10 protein-coding genes, 1 tRNA gene and 1 pseudogene are annotated in these 14,408 nt (G+C 56.8%); 3 read left to right on the plus strand and 9 right to left on the minus strand.

Annotated features, from left to right (window positions below):
* Window positions 1–45: 45 nt before the first annotated feature.
* A complete protein-coding gene (locus E1958_RS00620; protein ID WP_165741700.1) occupies window positions 46–855 on the minus strand; it encodes a polysaccharide deacetylase family protein in 810 nt (269 codons plus the stop codon).
* A gap of 81 nt (window positions 856–936) precedes the next feature.
* On the opposite strand from E1958_RS00620, the gene E1958_RS00625 reads away from it, so the two are divergent.
* A tRNA-Ser gene (locus E1958_RS00625) sits at window positions 937–1,024 on the plus strand.
* Window positions 1,025–1,213: 189 nt separating this feature from the next.
* Here E1958_RS00625 and E1958_RS00630 read toward each other — a convergent pair.
* The 8 genes and pseudogenes from E1958_RS00630 to E1958_RS00655 form a co-directional block, all read right to left on the minus strand.
* Complete coding sequence (locus tag E1958_RS00630; protein WP_133510147.1) at window positions 1,214–1,927, minus strand: M48 family metallopeptidase; 714 nt, start codon at window positions 1,925–1,927, stop codon at window positions 1,214–1,216.
* The gene (locus tag E1958_RS21550; RefSeq protein WP_279381382.1) at window positions 1,924–3,879 is read right to left on the minus strand and encodes a type I restriction endonuclease subunit R; all 1,956 of its coding nucleotides are present in this window, start codon (window positions 3,877–3,879) and stop codon (window positions 1,924–1,926) included. The genes E1958_RS00630 and E1958_RS21550 overlap by 4 nt, the downstream gene beginning before the upstream one ends.
* Window positions 3,864–4,409 (minus strand): DEAD/DEAH box helicase family protein, encoded by a 546-nt coding sequence (locus E1958_RS21555; RefSeq protein ID WP_279381383.1) that lies wholly within the window; start codon window positions 4,407–4,409, stop codon window positions 3,864–3,866. The genes E1958_RS21550 and E1958_RS21555 overlap by 16 nt, the downstream gene beginning before the upstream one ends.
* A 27-nt stretch (window positions 4,410–4,436) precedes the next feature.
* A complete protein-coding gene (locus tag E1958_RS21095; protein ID WP_243448353.1) occupies window positions 4,437–4,988 on the minus strand; it encodes a type I restriction endonuclease in 552 nt (183 codons plus the stop codon).
* 293 nt (window positions 4,989–5,281) lie between these two features.
* Window positions 5,282–6,145: an REP-associated tyrosine transposase gene (locus E1958_RS00640; protein WP_243725211.1), complete on the minus strand. Its 864-nt coding sequence runs from the start codon at window positions 6,143–6,145 to the stop codon at window positions 5,282–5,284.
* A gap of 2 nt (window positions 6,146–6,147) precedes the next feature.
* Entirely contained in the window at window positions 6,148–7,413 is a 1,266-nt protein-coding gene (locus E1958_RS00645) for a restriction endonuclease subunit S (RefSeq protein WP_133510148.1), read from the minus strand.
* A pseudogene (locus E1958_RS00650) lies at window positions 7,406–9,127 on the minus strand (type I restriction-modification system subunit M). Before E1958_RS00650 ends, E1958_RS00645 begins: the two are co-directional and overlap by 8 nt.
* Before the next feature lie 228 nt (window positions 9,128–9,355).
* Entirely contained in the window at window positions 9,356–10,858 is a 1,503-nt protein-coding gene (locus E1958_RS00655; RefSeq protein ID WP_133510149.1) for an NAD(P)H-hydrate dehydratase, read from the minus strand.
* 523 nt (window positions 10,859–11,381) lie between these two features.
* Here E1958_RS00655 and E1958_RS00660 point away from each other — a divergent pair.
* Together E1958_RS00660 and E1958_RS00665 are read left to right on the plus strand one after the other, a co-directional pair.
* A complete protein-coding gene (locus tag E1958_RS00660) occupies window positions 11,382–12,602 on the plus strand; it encodes a beta-ketoacyl synthase N-terminal-like domain-containing protein (protein WP_133510150.1) in 1,221 nt (406 codons plus the stop codon).
* A 293-nt stretch (window positions 12,603–12,895) separates the two neighbouring features.
* Complete coding sequence (locus E1958_RS00665) at window positions 12,896–14,206, plus strand: citrate synthase (RefSeq protein WP_133510151.1); 1,311 nt, start codon at window positions 12,896–12,898, stop codon at window positions 14,204–14,206.
* The last annotated feature ends 202 nt before the right edge of the window (window positions 14,207–14,408 follow it).

Here is a 14,408-nt window from a genome sequence, read left to right on the forward strand (position 1 = left end):
CTGAACGTGTTCATCGAGTATACTACCAGCAGTACAGTACTTGGCTCAAGAGAGACCAAAGATACCTTCAATGCTTCTCCTGGCCGGCAGTCGAATGCTTGTCTGTCCGGTCCGCAGCCACAGATCGATCCCGCTGGGATTGTACAGGCCATTCTCCACGCGGGCGGGTTGGACAGTGCGGATGGCGCGCACATAGTCCGCAACCCCGATCGCGGTCGCGTACCAGATATCGCTCCGGCCACCGAGCCTTTGCAGCAGGGCTTCCATGTAGGCCCAGCTGTTGGTTGGCTCCTCGGAGTCGAGCTCCCAACTATGGCCATAGATGAAGAATAGGGCCGGACGCTGGTCCGGCAGATCCAAAAACATCTCGGCAAGCTCGCCTGCGGCGCTGTGGTGACAGCTCGGGTTCCATGCCAACAGATCGGCGGGTAGGCGAAAATCATGGGTCTGGTCCGCGGTCCGTGCGTAAGCGATGCCGAGCTCACCCAGCACCTCGATGACGGTGGCATTATGCGCGCCGAAGGGGTAGGCGTGCCCGCGCACGTCTCGGCCCAGGAGTTGCGAGAGTGCCGCGCGGTCGTTTCCGACCTCGGCAACGATCGCGGTCCTGGACAGGGAATCCAGGTAGGGGTGGCTGACCGAATGGGTAGACACCTCGTGACCGGCGTACAGAGAGGCGACTTCCTCCGGGTCGATGTGATCCGGTCGGCCAAGGCGCCCCGAGCTGAGGTGGAAGGTTCCGCGAACCCCGTGGCGCCCCAGGAGCTCGATCAAGCGGCGGTCCTGGACGGGACCGTCGTCCATGCTTAGGACCAGGGCCTTGCCGAGGCCACCGGGGAACAGGAAGTTTGACATAGGTTGGTCCATGGTCGTACTTTCGATATCCTTCTCAAAGCGGATTTAGGGACAGCCGGTCCCGATGCAGAACCATGCTCTGGAGAGGTGGCTGAGCGGCCGAAAGCGGCGGTCTTGAAAACCGTTGACCCGTAAGGGTCCGGGGGTTCGAATCCCTCCCTCTCCGCCATTATCGCAAAATAATTGATAAATCAATAATTTAAATCCACGTCAAATCTTTGAATTCACTGGTGCGACACAAAGGGCACCACAATGGGTTCAAGGAACCCCGCAAATCCTGCCTATCTCACGCAGTCCCGAGGCGTAGCTGATAAAGGATGCGGGAATATGGTCAGGCTTCATCAGTGCGACCTAATATTTACACATCCAACCAGCGTCCATTGACCTTTAGCCACTCCTTCGACTCCGCATAGTCCGGCAACACCCGTTCCACGCACTTCCAAAATTCGGGACTGTGGTTGTGGTGGTGAAGGTGGCAAAGTTCATGGACCACCAGGTAATCTACAATCCGGTTCGGGGCAATGATGGCTTTCCAGTTGAACGCCAGGTTGCCCTTGGTGCTACAGCTTCCCCAACGTCCTGAGAAGGTCTTGATGCCAACGGACGATGGTGACACCCGCACCACCTTGGCATACCGCTGTACCTTCTCCTGTAATTTCTGAAGGGCATGCTCCCGGTACCATTCGGTCAAGGCACCGTGCAGGTACCGGTCCCGTTTCCGCACTGACGGGGATACCTGCACCACCAACCTGCCACCCTGCAGCTTCACGGACTTGGCGGTACCGGATTCCACCTTCAGCCGGTAGTTGCGTCCCAGATAGGTGAAGCACTCCCCGGACACATACTCCTTCGGCTTGGGTGGCTGGTGTTTTCGGTAGAGTAGCAGCTTCTCCCGTATCCACCGGGTCTTACGACTCACCAGTGCTTGCACCTTGTCCGTGCTTGTGCACCGGGGCACCACCACTGAGACCTTGCCTTCCACTACCTTGACGGTTGCTGTCTTCCTGCGGTCTGTTCTGATGACTTCGGCATCGAATCCCTTGCCGTGGATAAATTCCGCGGTCTGGATCATGGCTTGTACTTGACCTTAGCCAGTTCCATGAACCTGTCCATGACCGCAGTTCGAATGTCTGGGACATCAAACGATGTATCCATGATTCTTCGCTTGATGTTCTTCTTCATCCGTTTGACTTCATCCTGCTTCTTGAAGAAGTCTACGATATTGGTGGCTTCATCCAGCATGGTCACCAAATCCTTGGTCACGGCAATGACTTCTTCATGGGTAGCTTCATCCAAAGATTCATCTCCACGAATACGGGCAACTTCGGCCATCAGAATATTGTGGAAGGCGAACTGGGTGTCTGACAGCCCAAGGTCTCCAGCCTGTTGCTCCCGGTTCTTCTCAATGTTGTCCCGGAAGTCCATCAGCAGTTGCACCAGTTCGTCCCAATGCTCCTGATGCTTCCGGATAATCGCTTTCAGTTTGTCGGACAGGGACTTGTAGTATTCCGGGTCATCATCTAGGTTCACGTCAATGTGGTGCTTGATAGCATGCTCAATTTCCGATGCCTTGGCACGGTCGGATTTGTGTTCGTTGACCTTTTCTCTGAAGTCCCTAGCAAGTAAGTCAACCGGCGGTATCTTGGGGTCCACTCCGGTGGCACGGATGTGTTCGTCAATCAGTGCCCGGACCTTCTCACCCACCCCCGCAAGGTCAAGCTGGGAGTCCCGGTACAGATTCCGAGCACCCTGGTTTATCTTGCCCAAGAACTTAAGGTCCGCAAGGTAGGGCTGTGCTGCCGGGTCCGGCATGATGATGTCCATCTGCCTGGCAAACAGCTTGAAGTCAATCTCGAACTGCTGGCGCACAGCATCGTCTGCCAGTGCCAGCACACAGGCATCAATGTCGTTCTTGTCCACGTCCTTGAAGTGCCGCATCACACGGGTGTGTGCCGCCTTCAGCTTCGGGATCTCGTCCTTCAGGTTCTTGAGGGCACCGGCAACGTCTTCGGTGCTGAACATCTCCAAGGCTTCCGCCAGATAGTCGGACAAGCCATAGTAGTCCACGACGAAGCCACGGGACTTGCCGGGGTAGGTCCGGTTTACCCGTGCGATGGCTTGCAGCAGCGTGTGTTCTCGCAGTTTCTGATCCAGATACATGACTTGACAGATCGGGGCATCGAAGCCTGTCAGTAGCATGTCCTTGACCACGATGAAACTCAGCGGATGTTCAGCAATAGGTTTCTTGAAGTGCTCAATCGCCTGTTTTTGCTGCGTGGGGTCCGTGTACGGGGTGTAGAAGGCTTCGTCATTATGGCTGCCGGAGATAATGCACTCGGACGGTGGTGCACCCAGTTCGTTTAAGGTCCGCTTGTACAGCATTGCGGCACGTCTGGATGAGGTGACAATCATGGCCTTGAAGCCGTTGGGCCGGATGTGTTCCTTGTAGTGCTTGAGCAGGTCTATGCAGACCCAGCGGATACGTTGGGGTGCTTCCAGCACAGCCAGCTCGGTGCCGTACTTCCGCTTGATAGCGGCTTTCTCTTCATCGGACTTGTCAGCAAAGTACTCTTCAAACAGCATATCCAGCGAGTCCCCGGTGACCTTGGTCCGGGCCTCCCTGCCTTCGTACAGGATTTGGACCGTGGCACCATCGGCAACTGCCTGTTCGATGGTGTATTGGTCAATGTAGGTCCCGAATTCGTTGTTCGTCTTGCGGGACTTAATCAGGGGAGTCCCCGTGAAGGCTATCTTCGGTGCATTCGGCAGACCCCTGTTGATAGCAACTCCCAGCGTCCCATACTGGGTGCGGTGGGCTTCGTCAGCCAGCACGATGATACGGTCAGATTCGTTCAGCACCGGGAAGTCGAAACTATCCTCATTCTCTTGGAATTTCTGCATCATGGCTGTCACAAGGTCCGAAGAATCCTTCTGAAGCAGTTCCTTCAGGTTGGCGACCGAATCAGCGTGATAGACCGTCTCGCCCTGTGCTCGTTGAAAGGTGTTGGTTAGCTGCTGGTCCAACTGGGTGCGGTCGGTGATGAAGACCGCTTGTAGTCCCGCAGGTCCGGGTCTCTCCGCAGTTTCACGGCAAGGAAGACCATCGTCAGGGACTTGCCGGACCCCTGGGTATGCCAGATGACGCTCCCTTTCTCCTTGCGGGTCTTGCTGGTCTTCAGCCGGTGGATGGTCTTGTGAACCGCACGGTACTGCTGGTACCGGGCAAGTTTCTTCATGGTTCGACCGTCCAGGGTCTCGAACACGGTGAAGTTCCGAATCAGGTCAAGGAAGTTCCGCCGGTTGAAGATTCCGGCTATCAGGACTTGCTGGGAGTTGACCAAGCCATAACCAGCGGGCCGTTCCGCTACCTTCAGGTCTTTTTCCCCATAGACGGGCTGATTGGCTGCATCCGGCTGAAGCTGCGCCGCAAGCCGGTCAAGGGTCAGGGGATAGGGGTCCTTCCACTCGAGGTAATCCTCCATGCGGCTGCTGAGGGTGCCCACCCGTGCCCGGTCCCGGTGGGTGCTGACCATGATTTGGTTGTACCAGAACAACCGTTCAGCCCCTTCATCTTCGTGGGGTTATCTGCGGTTGGCGTAGCGAAGAAGCTGGTTGATACCGGCTTCCATCGGGTTGGTGATGTAGGGAGACTTGCACTCAATGACCGCAAGCGGCAAGCCGTTCACGAACAGCACAATGTCCGGGATGATGCTCTGGTGGGGTCCTTCCACCTTGTACTGGTTGACGCACAGGAATTCGTTGTTGTCCGGGTTCTTGAAATCTATGATTCTGACCGTCTGCCCCTTCCTGCCCTTGCCAAGGTCCTGCTCCACGCTGATGTAGTTCACCAGCATTTCCCATAGGGTCTGGTTGGTCTCAATCAGAGTGGGATGTTCAACGCCTTGAAAACGAAGGTCCCACACCACCTTGCGGAGATTTTCTTCGCTAATCCACGGGTTGATTCGCCGAATGGCAGCAGTCAGCCGGTGTTCCAGTACCACGTCCTTGTAATACTGCCGTTCATCCGTAAGTTCAGGAGACCACTTCTGTCCGTGGACGTAACCCCATCCCAGAGATTGCAACTGCCGGATGGCGGGGTTTTCCACATTTTCAGATTCGTCACTCGTTGACATGGGTCATCTACAAATATGTCTTGTTTCAAAAGCCGTCTGAAAGACGGCGGTCCCAGCCGGCCCGGGACCGCCGACATTCTGTCGGCCCCTGGGACCGCCGACATTTTGTCGGTCCCTGGAACCGCCGACATTTTGTCGGCTCCTGGGATCGCCGACATTTTGTCGGTCCCTGGAACCGCCGACATTTTGTCGGCTCCTGGGATCGCCGGCATTTTGTCGGTCCCTGGAACTACCGACATTCTGCCGGCCCCTGGGATCGCCGACATTTTGTCGGCCCTTTAAACTCCCTTCGTTTAACCGGTGCGATAATGCACACTGCTGAACAACCACTCCTCCGCCCGGTGAACCAGCCCCGCCTTCACCGGATTATGTTCAACATAAAAGATCAACCGTTCATAATGTTCCGCATTACGCACATAACGGTCAAAATAATCGCGGTGCCAGAAAGCACCATGACGTCCCAGCCGTTTATTCGCTTTCTGGGCACTGTACGACTTCCACGATTGCACAATCTTGTACAACGGGTAACCATTAAACGTCTCTATCACGACATGAACATGGTTCGGCATGACACACCAGGCCAATAAGCGGTAACGCTTCCCGTCGAAATACCAGAGGCTCTGTTGCACAATTTCCGCAATCTCAGGCTGACGCAGCCAGCATGCGCCGTACCCTGCATCCATATAGGTCTCTATCCGGCGACGTTTTTGTGTGTCCGTGATGTAGCGGCTGTGGGCCTGTTCTTCCAGATTTCTGACAACATCCGCAGGCAATGCGTCGTGTAGGCGAAAGGTGACCGATTGATAAATCTCCGGGGCATCGAGGTGAGGCAGATAGTTGCGGGAATACCAGCCTTTGGGTTCATCTGCTCTGACTGTTGCCGACAGCTGGTCATTGGGTCCGTAGGCCGTCTGGAAGACGGCGGTCCCAGCCGGCCCGGGACCGCCGACATCCTGTCGGCCCCTGGGACCGCCGACATTCTGTCGGCCCCTGGGACCACCGACATTCTGTCGGTCCCTGGAACCGCCGACATTTTGTCGGTCCCTGGAACTACCGACATTCTGCCGGCCCCTGGGACCATCGACATTTTGTCGGCTCTTCCGGCTATCGGGTAGAACCCGAACGCCGAGTTGCCGGCCCAAATGGACATCAGTCATGCTCATCCGTCCGTTTTGACCCTGACCCTGCCGGTGAGGAGGTCTTGCATGAGTGCCCTTTTGAGACTCTTCACTGGTTGAAGTCGTTTAACTGTTGCCTCAACTGCATCATCAATACCATTTGCAATTGCGGTAATCTTTCTCTGCTCTTCTAGAGGTGGCAAGAGAATCTGTAACTGTTTGAAGTCCGGCATGTAGATTGTTTGATGGGTGCTACCCCCAGCAAGACCTTGCCAAACATGTTGCATCCAGCGAAACATCTGCATCAGAAACCCATTGTGTAACCGATTCCCACATACGTAGTTGGCAAAGTCTTGGCTTGTTGCCATTTCACACCCAAGGATGACGCAATGCCCCACTGATGCTGTACGAGAAAACGCTACCGTTCCTTCTTGTAGAAGCCTTGCTGAGGAGTTTGCCAAACCATCTTCCGTAATGGTGTAGGCAGTCTTACGAATCACTCTTTCAGATAATTGCTTAGTGTCATGAAGAGAAAGCCACTGGACGTTACCATTCCAGTAGTCTGGGTTGTTCCTGCTTGGTGTATGTCCACTTTCTAACTTGGCGACGGATAGAATATCCACCAGTTCCCACGTAGCAGGAATCACCTTCTGTTCTGGAAACTCCCCAACACGCCACTTTGGTGCCGGCTTGAACTCCGTGTGACCGATGCCCTTGGTCAGCAATTCCTGCATCATGCCTTGTTTCAGGTCTTGCAGTTTGCTGATTTGTGCTTCCGTCTTCTCGATGACGTCATCAACCGAAGTGAGGATGGATGCGATTTTTTGTTGTTCGGGATATTCTGGGAATATTCCTTCTATCAAAGAAAGTTTTTCTTTGTTTAACGTTGCTCCTTTTACCGCTTGGTCGACGTTTTCAAGCAAGTTCCAATGCTGAAGACCTTGGTAAAAGTACCGTGTATCAACCGCTGAAGAATCTTTCGGTATGAAAGACGCTATTGCTTCATTTGTGTAAAGGTCTCTTCCTGCCAAGGCTGTCCGTCCAATGGTCAGCTTGAAACTCATCATCACCGTTCCTTTTGGAATCAACTTTGCGTTGGAATTCTTTACACCAACGTCAGTGATGTACTCTTCGGTATCCATAACATACTTCTGGTTAAGGTCTTTGATGGATACCCATGCGTTACCGGAAGTCTTCGTCTTATCCCAGTACTCGTTAACGTTCCTGCTCGGAGTGCCACCGATGGCGATATTGAAGACTTCGCCAAGAAGCGTACGGGACCACTCGGATGGAACCCCCTCACTCATACCCCAACTCCTTGAGATACCCTTTCATGGCTGTTTCAGCTTCTTCAACCTGAGCATCCAGTTCATGCAGTGAGACCCGGTACTTGTCCCACCAGCGTTCAAGCTGGGTCACTATCTTCGGATCTAGGTCACCAACCTGTTCTCGAATCGCTTCCCTGGACCCAATCTCCGGCTTGAATGCGTAGTAGTCATCACCCTTGCGGTCGAAGACGGTCAGCACGTCAAAGCCGTTCAGCGACTCCTGCACGTATTCGTCTTGCACTTCACGCACCGGGATACCCCCATGCAGAATGGCACGAACGTCAAAGATTTCCGGGGGTGGTGAGGTGTCGGCATACCTACGGATGTTGAGGTTGTAGTCGTTCTCCCGAATCTCGTCCAAGCCGACTACCTTCGAGTACCGCTTCTCGTCTTGGCAGGCATCAAAGGTAGCTACGATGTGGTCTATGTCCTGCTGACGTAGCCTATTCTGATTCTTGCCTTCTTCGAATTCGAGTTCGGAATTGATAAAGATGACATTGCCCTTGCGTTCAGCGGGTTTCTGTTTATTGACGATGAGCAGACATGCCGGGATGCCGGTGCCGTAGAAGAGTTGCGGGGGTAGACCGATGACGGCTTCCAGCAGGTCATCCTCCAGAATGCCTTTGCGTATCTCTTTCTCACTGGAACCCCGGAACAGGACGCCGTGGGGCATGACCACTCCCATCACGCCTCCGGCGTTCAGGGATGCAATCATGTGCTGGACGAAGGCGAGATCTCCGGCATCCTTGGGGGGTGTGCCGTAAGGGAAGCGTCCATAGGGGTCCGCATCGGCTTCCTCCTTGCCCCACTTCTTCAGGCTGAAGGGCGGATTGGCGATGACCCGGTCGAAGGTCATGAGCATTCCGTGCTGGATGTGCTGGGGTTCTCTCAGGGTGTCTCCCTTGCGAATGTCCGCATTCATGACCCCATGCAGGAACATGTTCATCTTGCAGATAGCTCAGGTTCCAAGGTTCATCTCTTGCCCGAACAGGGACAGATTGCGGGGGTTCTCTCCATGGGTGGCAAGATAGTTGCGGGTTTGAACCAACATGCCCCCGGACCCCGCCGTAGGGTCATAGATTCGCATTCCCGCATGGGGTTTAAGCAGGGCAACCAGCAGCTTGACCACTTCGGTAGGCGTATAGAACTCGCCGCCTTTCTTGCCTGCCGAGTCCGCAAATTGCTTAATCAGATACTCGTAGGCCGCACCCAGCAGGTCAGGACGGTCAAAGTCTTCATTGCGTAGCCGGTGCTTGGAGAAGTGGGACAACAGGTCCCGCAGCTTCTTGTCCGGCAGCTTGTTCTTGATGTTGAAATCTATGGAGACCAGCACCCCTTCGAGTGTCGAGTTGTACTCTTCGATGGCTTCCGTGGCTTTGTTCAGTTCAGTCCCAATGTCGTGCTTCAGGTCCTTGAGGTGGTCCCAGCGTCCCCGTTCCGGGACGAAGAAGGTGTTGGTGTACTCGTCCTCATCCCCAGCCAGTTGCTCAGCCCGCGCCTGTGTCTTGCCCTTAGCAACATAGTGGGCAATGACCTTTTCCCGCTCTTCTTCGAAGGCATCGGACAGCCGTTTCAGGAACAGCATCCCGAAGCAGTAGTCCTTGAATTCGCCGGCATCCATAGAGCCACGCAGAATATCCGCGGCTTCCCACAGGAAGGACTCAAGCTGCTGAAGGGTTAGGTTCTCTGCCATGTTGTTCGTGTGGTCTCCCTTGAAGGTCAATCCCGCTGGCTGGTGTCTGGTGACGGGTCATCGTCCAGCAGGTCGCTGTTCCGTTGCACGTAGGACCGCATGAACTCACGCAGGACCCGTGCGGCTGGCTTGTCTTTGGCACGGCAATCAGTATCTTAATTTTTAGACAGCCGCTTAGATTGCTCGCTATCAGCACGGGAGCGTATCAGGCTCCGGCCTCGGGGTTGATCACTCGGGATTGATCAGGGGCCGAATCTGCGCCAGCAGATCGCTCGCCAGCAGTCCGCGCTCACCGCCTGCGGCCGCTGTGTCGCCGGCCGCGGCATGCAGGCATACGCCGGCGGCGGCGGCGTCCTCGGTACCGAAGCCCTGGGCGATCAGCGCGGCGATCATGCCGGTCAGTACATCGCCGGTTCCCGCGGTCGCCATGCCGGGGTTGCCGCCGGTGCAGACTCCGGGCGGTTTGTGTGATGGCCCCAGGACGAGGGTCCCCGCGCCTTTCAACACCACCACGCCGCCAAAGCGGTCCTGCAAGCGGCGAACACTGTCGAAGCGGTCCGCCTGGATCGCACTCGTCTCGGTTCCGAGCAGGCGAGCGGCCTCACCCGGGTGCGGCGTGAGCACCCAGTCGTCCCGACAGGCAGGCGCGGCGGCGAGGAGGTTGAGGGCGTCCGCATCGACCACCAGGGGGTGTCTGGTCTCCAAGACCCGAGCGAGCAGCCGCTCGCCCCAAGCGTCCTTTCCCAGACCCGGTCCGACTGCAATGACGGTGGCCCTTGCGAGTACGGGGTCCAGTTGCGTCGGTACCTCGACCCCCAGGCACATGAGCTCGGGCCGGTTCAGGTTGAGGTAGGGGGCATGATCGGGATGGGTGGCAATGGTCACCAGGCCTGCACCCGTGCGCAGGGCACCCTCCCCCGCCAGCCGCGCCGCACCCGAGTAACCCCGCGCCCCGCCGACCACCAGCACATGCCCGAAGCTCCCCTTGTTGGCGGAGCGTGGTCGGCGCGCAAGGAGCCTGGCGAGCTGGGTCCACTCGAGCCGGCGAGCGGAGAGTATGTGCCGGGCATAGACGGTTGCCGGTACCTGGAGGGCGTCGAAGCGGATCTTCCCACAGCAATCGGGTCCGGCGCCGGTGAACATGCCTTGCTTGAGCCCGATAAAGCTGATGGTGGCCTCCGCCCGAACCGCGGTACCCAGGATCCGCCCGAGATCCGAGTGCAGCCCGGAGGGAATGTCGATGGCGATGGCCGGGGCAGGGTGCCCATTGATTGCATCGATGGCCTGGGCCCACTCCCCGGCGACTTCCCGCTCCAGCCCCGTGCCCAGGATGGCATCGACGATCAGATCCGTGGATTCGGGCAGCCCTCGAAAGGGTGCGACGATTCCACCCATTGCTTGAAACCGCGTCGCCATCGTCAGGGCATCCCCCCGCAGCCGTTGCGGATCCCCGAGCTGTAGGACCTGAACCTCGAGCCCGTCGGTCTGCGCGTAACGAGCGACTACATAGCCATCACCGCCGTTATTACCGATACCGCAGACCAGGGTAATGACACGCGCATCCGGCCAGCGGTGCCGCAGCAATCGGTAAGCAGCACGGCCCGCGCGTTCCATCAGTTCGGCCCCGGGGATGCCGTGATCCTCGATGGCGGTCCGATCGAGCGCACGCACCTGCTCGGCACGGTAGAGGGCATGCGGCAGGCAGTCGGCGTCTGGTATCAGGCGTTGCATCCGTAAGCTCCGATTTTGACAGCTATCTTACGCATCCTCGGCAAGGAGCTTCAAACCCTTATCTCCCGCCATCGCATGGCCTTCCAGGGCTACCTGTCAGGTCCCGGATAATAATTACGGTTGAAATATAACCTTTTATCATTCGGTTGCCCTGCATGGCCCTCCTGCCCCAACCCGAAACCAGGGTGCGTTAGAGGCGTCCGTGTTGTAGTCTATCGCTCAAGGACGAGGGCCTGCTGCCGGTCCGCCTGTCTCTCATCGGAAGCCTCGTCCTGGTGGAATGCGCCGACCTGGATGCAATTCGCAGCTGCCTTCCCAGGGGTCGAGCGAGCAACCACCAGGGTGACGAGACAGGCTGGTGGCAAGACGGGCTGTTGGTTATGGTCATGGTCAAGCGTCCGCGACCTATTGGGCTGAATCGAATACTGAGGTGCCGCCAACCGCCCCGGCGGCGGGCCAGCTAGTGGGCAGCCCATGCTTTTTCCCTGGTTTTTCCCCTGAATCGACAAAGAGAAAACAGATTATGTACAGAAGAGTAGTCATAACCGGCGTGGGAATCGTCGGTCCACTCGGTGGCACGAAAGAAGACGTAACGGCAGCGATGATGGAGGGAAAATCCGGCATTGTGTATTGTCCGGAATATAAAGAACGGGGATTCCGGTCGAATGTGATCGGAGAAATCAAGCGAGGATATCAAGAAGGTCTTTCCCTGAAGGTACATAAATGGATGGGTGAGCAGGCAGGCTGGGCCTATCAAGCGGCGGAATCCGCACTACTGGATGCCGAGCTCCCCGATACTATCCGATCGCATCCCATGACCGGACTGCTCATCGGTGCCGGCGGTCCTTCCACCGAAGATGTGGTCGATGCCGTGAATGCCGCCCTTGAGAAAGGACCGAAAAGGGCGGGTACGCGCTGGGTCCCGAAGACAATGGCGAGCTCCTGCTCCGCCACGGTCGGAACCAGCTTGGAGATCAAAGGAGCGAGCTTCTCGATTTCGTCGGCGTGCGCGACGAGCGCGCACAATATCGGCGAAGCTTGGTGGATGGTGAGGACGGGACGCCAGGATTGCGTGATCGCCGGGGGCGCCGAAGGCCTCCATTGGACCCAATCGGTCATGTTCGATGCCATGCCGGCATTATCGAACTTGAATGATTCCCCGGAAACGGCGAGCCGCCCTTTCGATGAAGACAGGGCCGGCTTCGTTATCAGCGGTGGGGCCGCCATCGTGATTCTGGAGACCCTGGAGAATGCGCTGGCACGCGGGGCCCGGATTTACGGAGAGATCGTCGGTTACGGCGCTACCTCCGATGGACACCACATGACCGAGCCCTCCGGTGAGGGTGCCGTCAGGGCCATGCGGATAGCGATGGAGGGGATAAACCCGAAGGATGTCGATCTGATCAGTCCCCATGCGACGAGCACGCCGGTAGGAGACGCGAAAGAGGCAGAGGCGATCGTGAGCGTATTCGGCGAGGACGGCCCCTGGGTCACCGCCCCGAAATCGCTTACCGGGCATATGATGGGGGCGGCCGGGGCCGCGGAGCTGATTATGATGCTGCTGATGATAAAGGGACGATTCATCCATGAGTCATTGAATATCCGAGCGGTGGATCCCAAGTGCGCGGGGCTCAAGCTCGCCCGCGAGCGGGTTACCGATATCGATATCAATTATGCGTTGTCGAACTCCTTTGGTTTCGGAGGCACGAACGCATCGCTGTGTGTGAAGAAATTCCAGGATTGATAGCGACTCGGTACGTCCCAATGCCATTAACTTAAGGCCTATGAGGCCGGCTCGTTCGGCTCCCACCGCGTCATTCCGGTAACTGTTGCCGGAATCCCAGGTGCCGTGGATGGCAAAAATAATGGGGGGGTTGAACAATTACGATGGTTTAACTTAATGGTATTGTGGCGCACCCCCCGTTTTCCGTTTTCGGAGCCGGTCCGGCTGTGCATCCGTAGTGAGGGAGCGACAGTTGTAAGCCGGACAGGCCCTTACATCGAACAAGATCAAACCTCCATCCGAGGAAAATGAGCATGAAGAAAGATTCCCTTTCCATCACCGACAACCGCAGCGGCAAAACCTACGAGATCCCGATAGAAAACGGCAGCATCCGTGCCCCCGACCTGCGCCAGATCAAATTGGACCCCGATGATTTTGGGATCATGAGTTACGACCCCGCCTACATGAATACGGCGGCCTGTGCCAGCTCGATCACCTACATCGACGGGGAAAAGAGCATCCTCAGATATCGAGGCTATCCTATCGAAGAGCTGGCCGAAAAGAGCAGCTTTCTCGAGTGCGCCTATCTCCTGCTCTATGGTGAGTTACCGACCAAGGAAGAGCTCGAGCATTGGACCAACCGCATCATGCGGCATACCTATATCCACGAGAACCTGGTCCAGATCATCGAATCCTTCCGCTACGACGCCCACCCGATGGGGATCCTGATCAGCTCGGTAGCCGCCATGTCCACGTTTCATGCGGAGGCCAGGAACGTGAACGACCCCGAGATTCGGGAAAAGCAGATCTGGCGTATTCTCGGAAAGCTGCCGACGATTGCCGCCTTTGCCTATCGGGTCCGCATCGGCCGGCCCCATAACTACCCGGATATCAGCCGGGGGTACGCCGGCAATTTCCTCTACATGCTCGATTACATGAACGAGCGTGACTATGAGGTGCCTCCGGCCCTATCCCGGGCCTTGGATGTACTCTTTCTGCTGCATGCCGATCACGAACAGAATTGCTCCACCGCTACCATGCGCAGTGTCGGTTCCTCACGGGTAGACCCCTACAGTGCGGTTGCGGCCGCCGCCGCCGCCCTGTTCGGTCCCCTGCACGGAGGCGCCAATGAAGCCGTCTTAAGGATGCTGGAGGAAATCGGCTCCGTAGCCGCCGTTCCCCAATACGTCGAGCGGGTCAAGAAGGGCGAAATCCGGCTCATGGGCTTCGGTCATCGCGTCTACTCCAGCTATGACCCGCGGGCCAGCATCATCAAGAAGGTGGCCTATGACGTATTCGAAGTGACCGGTGGCAATCCACTGATCGATATCGCCCTGGAGCTGGAGCGAATCGCATTGGAGGATGACTATTTCATCTCCTACAAGCTGTACCCCAATGTAGATTTCTACAGTGGGATCATCCTGCAGGCCATGCGCTTCCCTACCGATATGTTTCCCGTGCTGTTCGCCATCCCACGGGCCGCGGGTTGGCTGGCGCAATGGACGGAAATGCTGAATGACCCCGCGCAGAAGATCTCCCGGCCCCGGCAGATCTATACGGGGTATGCGCAAAGGTCATACGTTCCCATGGAAGAACGGACCTCCCCGCGAACGACTAGAACCTAGTACGGATGCTCCCTCTCAACTCAATGCCATTTACCGGTCGCCAAACAAGAGGAGAAACGACGAATCACGCGAATCCGCGCGAAATTGTCATCCCGGACCGAAGGGAGGGATCTTTTTCGCGCCGATGCGTGCGCTTCGTCGTTTTCTCTTGCGCATCCTGATCGACCACGACAAGCGGTCAGCAGCTAACTTAATGGCATTG

Source organism: Candidatus Thiosymbion oneisti (genome assembly GCF_004359955.1).
GTDB lineage: Bacteria > Pseudomonadota > Gammaproteobacteria > Chromatiales > Chromatiaceae > Thiosymbion > Thiosymbion oneisti.

Coding starts and splice junctions, on each gene's coding strand:
- E1958_RS21095 (WP_243448353.1), bottom strand. CDS start 4,988: ATGTCAACGAGTGACGAATCTGAAAATGTGGAAAACCCCGCCATCCGG.
- E1958_RS00620 (WP_165741700.1), bottom strand. CDS start 855: ATGTCAAACTTCCTGTTCCCCGGTGGCCTCGGCAAGGCCCTGGTCCTA.
- E1958_RS00640 (WP_243725211.1), bottom strand. CDS start 6,145: ATGACTGATGTCCATTTGGGCCGGCAACTCGGCGTTCGGGTTCTACCC.
- E1958_RS00630 (WP_133510147.1), bottom strand. CDS start 1,927: ATGATCCAGACCGCGGAATTTATCCACGGCAAGGGATTCGATGCCGAA.
- E1958_RS00645 (WP_133510148.1), bottom strand. CDS start 7,413: ATGAGTGAGGGGGTTCCATCCGAGTGGTCCCGTACGCTTCTTGGCGAA.
- E1958_RS00655 (WP_133510149.1), bottom strand. CDS start 10,858: ATGCAACGCCTGATACCAGACGCCGACTGCCTGCCGCATGCCCTCTAC.
- E1958_RS00660 (WP_133510150.1), top strand. CDS start 11,382: ATGTACAGAAGAGTAGTCATAACCGGCGTGGGAATCGTCGGTCCACTC.
- E1958_RS00665 (WP_133510151.1), top strand. CDS start 12,896: ATGAAGAAAGATTCCCTTTCCATCACCGACAACCGCAGCGGCAAAACC.